Source organism: Ruminiclostridium cellobioparum subsp. termitidis CT1112 (assembly GCF_000350485.1).
Taxonomy (GTDB): Bacteria; Bacillota; Clostridia; order Acetivibrionales; family DSM-1351; genus Ruminiclostridium; species Ruminiclostridium termitidis.
The window spans coordinates 55944-67141 of the sequence record NZ_AORV01000070.1 but is presented as its reverse complement, the minus strand read 5'-3'; the positions used below and the strand labels follow the sequence as shown (position 1 = coordinate 67141).

5 protein-coding genes and 2 pseudogenes are annotated in these 11198 nt (G+C 34.7%); all 7 read left to right on the top strand.

The genetic code is table 11. From position 1 onward, the window contains the following. A pseudogene (locus tag CTER_RS27860) lies at positions 1–178 on the top strand (RCC1 domain-containing protein); the annotation flags it as partial. Then, positions 139–900: pseudogene (locus CTER_RS29350) on the top strand (RCC1 domain-containing protein); the annotation flags it as partial. The pseudogenes CTER_RS27860 and CTER_RS29350, both read left to right, overlap by 40 nt. A 60-nt stretch (positions 901–960) precedes the next feature. Continuing rightward, positions 961–1773 (top strand): RCC1 domain-containing protein, encoded by an 813-nt coding sequence (locus CTER_RS29345; RefSeq protein WP_479725124.1) that lies wholly within the window; start codon positions 961–963, stop codon positions 1771–1773. 11 nt (positions 1774–1784) lie between these two features. Beyond that, on the top strand, positions 1785–2759 hold the full coding sequence (locus CTER_RS27295; protein WP_004630731.1) for a hypothetical protein: 975 nt from the start codon (positions 1785–1787) through the stop codon (positions 2757–2759). 4 nt (positions 2760–2763) lie between these two features. After that, the gene (locus tag CTER_RS25430) at positions 2764–3255 is read left to right on the top strand and encodes a hypothetical protein (RefSeq protein WP_004630706.1); all 492 of its coding nucleotides are present in this window, start codon (positions 2764–2766) and stop codon (positions 3253–3255) included. A gap of 31 nt (positions 3256–3286) precedes the next feature. Continuing rightward, positions 3287–3718, top strand: coding sequence for a hypothetical protein (locus CTER_RS25425; RefSeq protein WP_004630714.1), 432 nt, complete (start codon positions 3287–3289; stop codon positions 3716–3718). A 12-nt stretch (positions 3719–3730) separates the two neighbouring features. Further along, entirely contained in the window at positions 3731–11167 is a 7437-nt protein-coding gene (locus tag CTER_RS25420; RefSeq protein ID WP_004630736.1) for an RHS repeat-associated core domain-containing protein, read from the top strand. The last annotated feature ends 31 nt before the right edge of the window (positions 11168–11198 follow it).

Genomic DNA, 11198 nt, shown 5'->3' with positions numbered 1-11198 from the left:
ATGGGGAGATAACTTTTATGGTCAGCTAGGAGATGGAACGACAGCAAAAAGAACCACAGCGGTACAGGTAAGCGGGCTTAGTGAAATAAAAGCCATCGCGGGTGGATATTACCATAGTCTGGCACTAAAAATGACGGAACAGTGTGGGCATGGGGATATAACAATTATGGCCAGCTAGGAGATGGGACAACAACAAAAAAATCTACAGCGGTTCAAGTGAGCAGTTTAAGCAGGATAACGGCTATTGCGTGTGGGGGCTATCATAGTATAACACTAAAGGATGGAACAGTGTGGGCATGGGGATCGGCTCAGTTTGGAGAATTGGGCGACGGAACAATGAGAAGAAAGACCACAGCAGTGCTGGTTAGCGGGCTTAGTAAAATAACAGCCATCGCGGGTGGTGAATATCACAGCTTAGCGTTGAAGAGTGATGGAACAGTGTGGGCATGGGGAAATAATGATTATGGCCAGTTGGGAGATGGAACGACAACAACAAGGGCTAAACCTGTTCAGGTAATAGAACTGAATAATATAAAGAAAATCGCCAGTGGATCCTATTACAGTTTAGCGTTGAAGAGAGATGGAACGGTGTGGGCATGGGGAAATAATGATTATGGACAATTGGGTGACGGAACGACTATAACAAGAACTACAGCGGTGCAGGTAAGTGGGCTTAGTGAAATAACGGCCATAGCGGGTGGATATGGCCATAGTTTGGCATTAAAATCTGACGGAACAGTGTGGGCGTGGGGGAATAATGATTATTGCCAACTGGGAGATGGAACGACAACATCAAGGTATACCGCACAACAGATAAGCGGTTTGAACGATATACAGTCAATTGCCTGTGGATACTATCATAGCTTGGCATTGAAGAGAGATGGACTGGTCTGGGAGTGGGGATATAGTAATGCTGATTTCGAATTTATAACAATCACTACGCCAACTCGGGTAGATGGGTTGGGTAGAATAACGGATATTGCGTGTGGAGGCTATCATAATCTGGCACTAAACAGGAATTATGGAACGATATGGGCATGGGGAAGTAACCTTTTCGGTCAGATAGGTGATGGTGATCTCCAGGGAGAGGTAAAGTTTACGCCAGTGGAATTAAATCTAACTTCTGTAAAGGGCATTGCTTGTGGGAGCTATCATAGTCTGGCAATATATGATGAGTTATCAGAGTATCAAGCATGGGGAGGAGACTTTGAAGGACAGCTTGGTGATGGCACGATAACTGATTCCAGGCCTGAAGCTGTTCGGGTAAACTTGAATAAAACAATCATAGCCATTGCAGGTGGGGGGAGTCACAGCCTGGCAATACAAGATGATGAAGTCTTGTCATGGGGATTAAATATTTATGGTCAGTTGGGAAATGGAGAAAAAAGTTACTATGAGTATCCCAAATATTCATTTGGTACACCTTCTACAACGGTAAGTATTACTACTGCCTGCACAGCAGGCGATATTTTTAATCTAGTCTTAAAGCATAAAAATATGAAAAGTTTTATTGGTCGTACATATACAATTACATATAACACAAATGAAATAAGCAATGTGACTGACCTATGTGGAATGACATATCCAAAAGAGACTACAATAGGGGCTATTGCAGGGACAGGCATAACTATAATTCAAAATGATCCGGGTACAATTAAATTTACTATAGACAAGGCTATACCAGAGGGTAAATTTTGGTCAGGTGTAGCTGATATTATTGTATTTAAGCCGGCAGTCAGTGGTCAGGTTACATTGAATTGCGAAGTTGAATAAGGAGGACAAGAATGTTTCAATTTAAAAAGTCATACACAAAGCTACTCATCATGATTATTATCTTTGCATTACTACTTCCAACCATTATAGTAACTTCTGGTATATTACCGAAAACTAATGTTGCGGCTGCAAATGTTACGAACAAGGATGACAATAAAATTGCAGAAGAAATCTCGAATATGACGGGAGTCAATATAGAAGAAGTACTTAAGTTGAAAAACAATTCATTAACATGGAATGAAGTGCTAAACAAGCTTAAAAATCAAAAATCTAATGAGCAGGTTAATAAGGATGCAAGAAGCATTGTTCTGGCTCAAAACGGATTAGATGATAATTTTTTAAAAAAACTCAATTCAGAGGGTTTTAAGAATGAAGAAATAACTGAAGTGAAAATGCTTGTTGAGAGAGTCATGTTTGAATTAGAAGAAATAACAGCATCAAGTTCTGAGAACGTAAAAAACATATCATCTACTGAGGTTGAATCAGATATAAAGGATGAAGAAGATTTATCTGCATTTAGTGAACTATTAAGTAAAATGGATACAAAAACAGCAGTTTACCTTTTATTAAAACTTAATATGGATTTTGGTACGAATGAAAATACTTTTGATGAATACTTATTGTCTTTACAAATAGACGTTGACCTTGGAACGTATGTTATTGACAAAGATTCTTATGAGAAAGAAAAAAATGAAAAGATTGCAGGATTGGATACAAGTAAGATAATTACTTTAGCAAAAATAGAGGAGAGAATGCTGAAAAATCTTCAAAAAGATACTCCTACTAACAATGATAATAAAAGTTTAAAAGAAGACAAGTTATCAGAAGTGGATGGGACATCTTCGATAGAAGATGAACCTCCTAAATCACCACTGCCAGATGTTGAGTCGACAAACCCTAGAAATCCTTCAGAAGATGTGATGAAAGAGGTTAATGAAATTAAGGACAGAAGTTTAAATAGTGGAATTATGGCAAAGGAGAAATAATAATATGACTAAATTGTTAAAGACAAAAAATATCAGTAAAGTAATTGTAATAATATTAGCGGTTGTATTTACAGCAGGTGTGCTACAAATTTATTCAAGCAAGAGTAATATTGCAACTAATTTATCATCAGATTCATCTGACAAAAGTAAAAAAGCTATTACTGTTAAAACGAATAATGATTCAACCCCAATAAATAGTACTTTCTTAGAGAATTCTGTTAAGATTACTAAGAAGCCCAAGGAACAAATAGATGTTAGTAATTTTAAGTTGGCTTCTGATATAGAGTCTTTAATAACATCATCTGATAAATCATCTGCAGAAAAAAATATTCAAAACTTTAAAAAACTCCTTAAGGGGCTTAATGTTTCAGATAAAAATACTGAAGAATTTACTAGATTGATGAAAAAAGGTCATAAGGTTAAAGATGCCATGATTGCATATGAGTATTTATATGAAAATTATGGTCTGCTTAGTGAATTTGAAGGACTAAATTAAAAAAAAGGAATTAGGAAAAACATGGGCGCAAGTGTTTAAAGACTACAGTACAGAGCATAAGGAGTTTATTCCTACAAGTTTTAAACCGGGATATCTTGAAGAACTTATGAAAGATCCAAAAATTACAATTGATGATATTATGAATGCTGACAGGATCTCCCAAAAAGGTTTGGAAAAATTTAAAAACATAATCAAAGCTAAAAAAGAAGGCAAAACGTGGGATGAAATAAGTAGCAAGCTTGGTTTGGTTAATACGGCTGAAAAACTTCCTAGAGTTGCAATTTCGGAAGTTCAGGTTGATAAATATAAAAAAAGTATGGGACTTACGGAAAAACAGGTTATTGATGCACTGGTTATTGCAGGTAAACTGGGTGAAGATGATAAAACAACATTGAATAAAGTAAAAGCAGGAAATAAAAAAGATGATATTTTGGCCCAGTACTATGAAAAAAAATATAACTAGGGGTGTTATTCAATGAAAAATATTCAAAACCATTTAATTAAAATATTTATTTTATTAGTAATATTTATTACTTTGATGCCTTTTAAATCAGCAAATGCAGAGACGCTTGAAGAGCAACTCAATAACTTGGTAGGTCCAAAACAGCAGTATAGTACTATGCTTTCACCTGCATATTTGAGAAACAATGAAAATGAAGTTAGCGTAGATCCACAAAGTGGTAGTCTGACTTTAAAACAGACGGATTATGTTCTTCCTGGAAGAAATGGACTTGATCTTAAGGTAGAAAGAATATATAAAAATGATACATCAAATGTCCATGAAATGAGAGCTTATTACAGTGGAGGGGCATTGGTTGATTATATTTATTCGGATGTAACAACATCTTCATTTTATGAAAATCGATATAACCTTGGTGTTGGCTGGAGATTTTCGTTCCCTACAATTGAAAACAGACAGAATTCTGATGGGAGCAGCTTTAAATACCTGCATACAGAATCTGGAGATATTTACAGGCTTGTAGGACCAACAGTAGTAGAAGGCATAAATACATATACGCTTGAAAACCATACAGTAAAGGATTTAGATGTAAAAGAGGATGCAAGCTATAACAATGGTCAGTATCAATCAAAATATGTAATGATTGAGAAAAATGGTAATAAGACATATTTCGATTCGGACGGCAGAATACTGAGCATAATAGACAGGTATAGCAATACAATTAAATTTGAGTATTCAGCTATTTCATATACAATAGATGGTTACACTAGGGTTAGGACTGTAATTACAAAAATTACAGATACAGTTGGAAGAATAGTAAATATCCAATATAAAGAAGACCCAAATTTTACTGTAATTAAAAATCCTGATGGCTCTATATCGGGTGATTTACAAGGAAAATTTCAAGTAATAATATATCTACCTGACAGTACTCCAAACGATTTAACAGATAATAAAAAAATTATATATGATAAGTCTGGCTTATTATACTCAAGTACCTCTTTACATAATATAAGAGAAAGAATTCAGAGAGTTTATGATACAGATGGCAATTTAAAATACCATTATTGGTTTGACCAGCCCGACTTAGGATTTACATATAACAATGGTTCGAGTTATTCAGTCACTAACCGCTACGATATCTTAAATCAAATAGATTACTGTAAATCAAATAAATTAACTAGATTTGTATATGGAACTTATACAAAGCAACTTAGTAGTTGGGGCAGTATGCAGTACCGAAAAATAACTCAAATGCAAGACCTTTCAAAAACAGGGTTTGACGATACAAAAACGAACTACTGGGATAAATATATTTGCGATATAAAAGATAAAACTACCTATTCCTATACAAATGAACCGGATGGTTATGGTTATTCGGGATATAATGGTTACGATGATAACTATCTTAAGAATACATATAGGTATTATTCTGAAGTTACTGATATGAGGGGAGCTAAAAATAAGTATACATATGATGGACTTGGCGAAACAATAAATGTTGAAAGCAGAGGCAATGACCACAAAATTGTATCTACGACTACTTATGATACCAATAAGCTGCCTCAGAGAAATGAAAGCTTGGAATATAATGTTGTTAATGGGCAAGCAAGCGGAACACCTGTTAAAAAGGTGGAGGATTATGTGTATGATCCATTCGGAAACCTAACTCAATACTCAGGTCCTTCTTATAGAGACAGTAATGGTAAACTAACAGGTAATACATATACAACGCCTGAGGGAACTACTGTAAATGAACATACAGTAGTATACACTTACGCAACAGACCAGTATCATGCTTTAACCTCAAAAACATGGAAGAAAGACGCAATTACTACATCGAGAATAGCTTATACAGTTGATTTAAATGGAAATATAACTCAAGAGAAAAAAGTACATACTGAAAATGGTACCGATAAATCTATTTTAACTGATTACTTATATGATAGTTATGGAAATATGACACAGAGCAAGTGTCACTATTCAGATAATACTAATAATACTTATACAGAGAATTATGAATATGCTGTTGATGCAGATGGTGTAGATCAAAAAGGTGCATATCTTACAAAGCAGTATAGTATAGTAGATGGAAAAGATATTTCAACAAAGTATACCTATGATTTTTACACCGGTAACAAGATGGCTGATATTGATGCCAAGGGCAACAGTACAGGCTATAGTTATGATGTGCTTGAACGGCTTATTCAAATCAAATACCCTGATAATACAACAAAAAGTTATCAATATATAGATAACTATTATTCTAATTCTGCAGTTTGGTTTATAGATCAGTTAAATTATTACTTTAGATATACATATGACATTTTCGGTAATCTTGTTGAATATGAAAATTTGAATACTGCAGGGACTAAATTACAATTTCAATATGATTCAAATGGAAATAAGATAAAGGAAATAGATGCCCTAGGCCATAGTACAAGATATGAGTATGATAGTGCAAACAGGCTGACTAAAAAGTCGTTTTGGGAGAATGATACTGCACAGAAAAGCTTTATGACATTGGCATATACTACTGGATATGATAGTAATACACCGCTGCTTCTTAACGTTATTGATGAGGAAGGGTATATAAGAAAGTATTACTATGACATTTTAAATAGGCTGGTCAAAGAAGATGCCACACCTGATAAGTCAAACTATTATTCCAAAGTATACTCATATGATTATTCTGGTAACGAAACTAGCATAAAAGATGCAAGGAATAACACAATTAATTATACCTACGATGACTTAAACAGGAGAATTAAACAAGCTGATGCATTGTTTAATTCAACATCATATTCATATGATGCAGAAGACAAGCTTATCATGCAGTCAAATGCTCTTGGTGTATCCACTTACTGGGAATATGATGGACTTGGAAGGCTAGTACGGGAAAAGGCACCTGCAACAGATGGTACTGTGGCCGTAACAAGATATGTCTATGATGAAAATGGCAATAAAGTAAAGGTTATTAGTCCAAAGTATTATGAAAGTGCTAAGGACACGCCGGAATTAGTTACATCCATGACAGGGATATCATATACATACGATATTATGGACAGGCTCCAAAGTACACTATCGCCTGAAGGGAATGTTTTGGAATATAGGAAATATGATTCTAATGGTAACGTTAGAAAGGTTGTTGATGGTCTGAGATATAATGGGAATATTGATACATCAAGTGGAAGTACCTATTACTATGATACTTTCAATAGAGTAACGCAGGAAACTAATGCTGCTGGTGGAAACACCTATTATGTGTACGATGCTGTAGGCAATCTAATTAAGAAAACCGATGCAAAAGGATATATAACAATATATTCATACAATCCGGACAGGACAATATCTAAAATAACATATCCTGATACAGGTGCTGTTGAATACACATATGACAAGATTGGGAATATGTTGACTACCAAAGACCAGCGCGGCAACACTACTAATTATACGTATAACGGGTTTAAAAAAATACTTACAATAAAGGATCCATATAATTATACTATTGAGAATGGATATGACGAAAATGGAAATCTCAAAAGCGTAAAAGACAAAAAGGGTAGTTATTCATATTTTGAATATGATGCCGATAACAGGTTGAAACAAAAAAGAGTACCCCTTGAGTTAAACGGCAGCAATATTATTTATTCCATAGAAAATTACGATTATGACGTAGTAGGTAATATCAAAACGAAAACTACCACAGGCACCGAGGATGCAACATCATCAAGGATATTTAACTATACATATTATAATAATAACCTTTTAAATGCAGTGATTGACAATGCTGGCAGAAGTGAGACATATTATTATGATAAAAATAGTAACAAGATTAAGACAGTAACGTTAAGAAGTGGTGGATTATACGATATATGCAAATATGAGTATGATAATCGTGACAGATTAATAAAAAGCATAAACCTTATGGATGAAACCAGCATATTTAATACTGCCAACATAACTAATATTTCTGTAATACGTGATAGTGAATATACCGGCAAAATCCAGTTGATAACAGGATATGAGTATGACCTTTTGGGAAATAAAACAAAAGTAATTGATCCTAGGGCATATGGTTATTTAGTATCTGATACCATAAACAGGGACAAGTATGCTACAAGATACACCTATGATGCACTTAATAGACTGGAAAAAGTATATAAAAAATACAACGGAGCAGATGTATATACACAATATTATTATGACGCCAATGGTAATAAGACAGCCGAGCGGAATGAGAGAGGAAACTATACATATTTTACTTACGACACCATGAACAGATTAAAAACAGTAAAAGATGCCTTGAGTAATACACTTATGTATGGTTATGACCTTTGCAGTAATAAGATTACTGTTACAAATGCTTCCAATAATACATTTACATATGGGTATGACAAGCTTAATAGGTTGGAAACTATAACAGGCCCAGACAATGTAATAATAACTAAAAATATTTATGATGCAAATGGAAATGTAATAAAAAAAATAGATGCTAAGGGGTACCTATCAGGAAGTGATGATACTGCGAGGTACGGTACAGTATACACCTATGATCGCGCAAACAGACTTGTTATGGTAATTGATCCTGAAATAAAGGCACTTAATGATTCGACAAAATACTCGTTCAAATATGAGTATAACAAATATAACCAAAAAACTATAGAAATAAATGCTCTTGGACAGGTTACATATTATAAATATAGTACTGCAGGCAATTTGCAGAAAGTAACTGATGCACTTGGAATTAGTACTGAGTACACGTACGACAATATTGGTAATATGTTATCGATGAAAGATGGAAGAGGAAAGATAACGAATTACAATTATGGAGCATTTGGAGTACTTTTGTCAAATACTAACGCTGAGAACAGAACTATAAGTTACAAGTATGATCTGGCATTAAATAAAACTCAAATGTTAGATAGAAATGGCAATGAAACCTTATTTTCTTATGATTCAAGAAATTTGATTCTTTCAAGAAGTGTTACACAGACAGGAGACAGTGTCAGCTATAGTTATAATGAAGTTGGTAGTATTTCAAGTATGACTGATACTTCAGGTACCAGTACATATGGCTATGATACTGTTGATAGAGTATTACAAATTAACAAAAACGGAGTATTCCAGTTAGGCTATACTTACGATGCTTTAGGAAATATATTGACTGTAAAAGATAAAAAAGGTTTTGTCACAACCTATACATATGACAAATCCAACAGGATGAAGACTGTAAGCTATACAATATTAGGTACAGCAAAGACTACAGCCTACAATTATGATGTTAATGGGAACAGGCAATCTGTGATGTATGCTGGTGGAGTAACAGAAGAATACACGTATGATAAAAACAACAGGCTGAAAACACTTATAAACAAAAGGCCAGAAGGAAGTGCCATCTCAAGCTACACCTATACATATGATATGGCTGGAAATCAGAAATCAAAAACAGATAGTTATGGCACTACAAATTATACTTATGACAGCGATGGCAGAATACTTGAAGTCCAAATGCCTGGAAAGACAACAGTTTACGCTTATGATGCAGTTGGCAATAGAATTTCCTTAAATGAAACATATACATCTGATCAGGGGAGCGGATATACTGATCAAGCAAGTGGAAGCGAGCTCAAATACAGTGCAAAACACAGTGAATACGTGTATTCGGATTCTAACACTCTTCTTAAGATTATAGAATATATGAAGGATTCTAGCGGAAACGTGGTATTGCAAAAATCTATAAACTACTGGTATGATTATAATGGAAATCAGATATACCAGTCGTCTGAATTTGAAAGTGCTGCCAATACAAGCTTGGCAGAAGACTTTGATGTGACAGTGTCTGGTGCTGCAACTGCTGAGTCAGCTGCAGATAACATTGAAACAGGAGCTTACAGCTACGATGGTTTTAATAGGCTTGTCAAAGTAGACACAATTAAAGGTAGTGCAAGAACAATTACCGAGTTTATATATGATGGAACCGACCTGAGAGTTAAAAAGACGGTGAAAAAATCCACTTCAGGATATAGGCCAGAGGTAACGAATTATCAGTACGATAGGCAGTATGTTATACTCGAAACTGATGATTCAAATAATGTAAAGGCTAGATATATAAGAGGCATTAATTACATAGCCCGAATTGATCCAGCTAACAAGCAGTCGTACTTCTTGTTTAATGGGCATGGGGATGTTGTTCATACTGTAAGTGAAGCAGGAGTGGTAGAGAACAATTACGAGTATGATATATTTGGTACCCCTACACTAACAATAGAGCAGTACCCATGTGCAATTAGATATGCAGGAGAATTCTACGACTCAGAGACAGGACTCTACTATCTGCGAGCACGTTACTATGACTGTTATATTGCCAGATTTATAAGTGAAGATACCTATAGAGGAAAAGCTAATGATCCACTATCACTTAACCTGTACACGTATTGTCATAATGAACCTGTGATGTATATAGACCCGACCGGTCATACAGATGCATATTTAACAGATTTGGCTAAAGCTTCTAAAGGAACTGTTGTATGGGATTCAAAAAACAAAGTAGCTGTTGTAACTGTTAATGGTGTAAAAAAGGAGTTAAAAGTAAGTGATTACAAAAATTTAAATGGTAAAATAGTCATTGATAATAATCAATTTGATGCAATGTTTACTAAAACTTACAAAGATACAAGTTATAAGTCAACGATTGATACCACTGTAAAAAATGGACAAATAACTGCTACTCAATATGTAAAAGATAGTAAAGTTACAGTACAGACGAAGACTCTTTCAAGTATTACCAGTACTTATATACCAACATATAATTTGAGCGGAAATGCAAATCAGGGGGCTGGGAATGCTAAAATAAGCAAACCGGATAATATAAAGCAATCCGGCGGTGCTATAGCACCCACTATGGCACCGCCAAAAGCAATACCTATCCCCAATCCCTTTTTACTAGCTGCCGAAATTATAGTAATTAATTTATTTACACCTACGGTTGTTAGCGGAGGAGATCTGACGCCTGAGCAAGTTCTTCAGGATAAGTTAATAGAAAAGGCTAGAGTAGATGCGCTTACTATAACTGAAGAAACAAATCCGGATAGAGGGACGACTATTTACAGATATACCAATAAATATGACAGACAGAGTTTAACGCCTGCACCTGCAGATGCTATAGTCGTAAGAAAAGGTATTCCGCAAGCTAAAGGTGTTGACGATTTTACGTTATCTTTTTCTACAAATCCTGGTGCAGGGTGGGTTACTACAGTAGAAGCTGTTAATTCTACTGGATACTTAATTGCAATCCAAGATACCACTAATCATGTTAGTATTATACCTAACCCAGAAGTAGAAAGTATATATGGTACTATGAAAGATTGGAGAGATTCATATAACAATGCAAATACAGAACCCCATTTTTATACAAAAATTTTAAATGCTATTTCGACTAGGATAAAATAGTATTATATAATAAAACATTGGATTGAAAGGA

What these genes read in the sequence shown, in the direction of transcription:
- CTER_RS25430 (WP_004630706.1), top strand. Translation starts at nt 2,764, where the DNA reads ATGACTAAATTGTTAAAGACAAAAAATATCAGTAAAGTAATTGTAATA.
- CTER_RS27295 (WP_004630731.1), top strand. Translation starts at nt 1,785, where the DNA reads ATGTTTCAATTTAAAAAGTCATACACAAAGCTACTCATCATGATTATT.
- CTER_RS25420 (WP_004630736.1), top strand. Translation starts at nt 3,731, where the DNA reads ATGAAAAATATTCAAAACCATTTAATTAAAATATTTATTTTATTAGTA.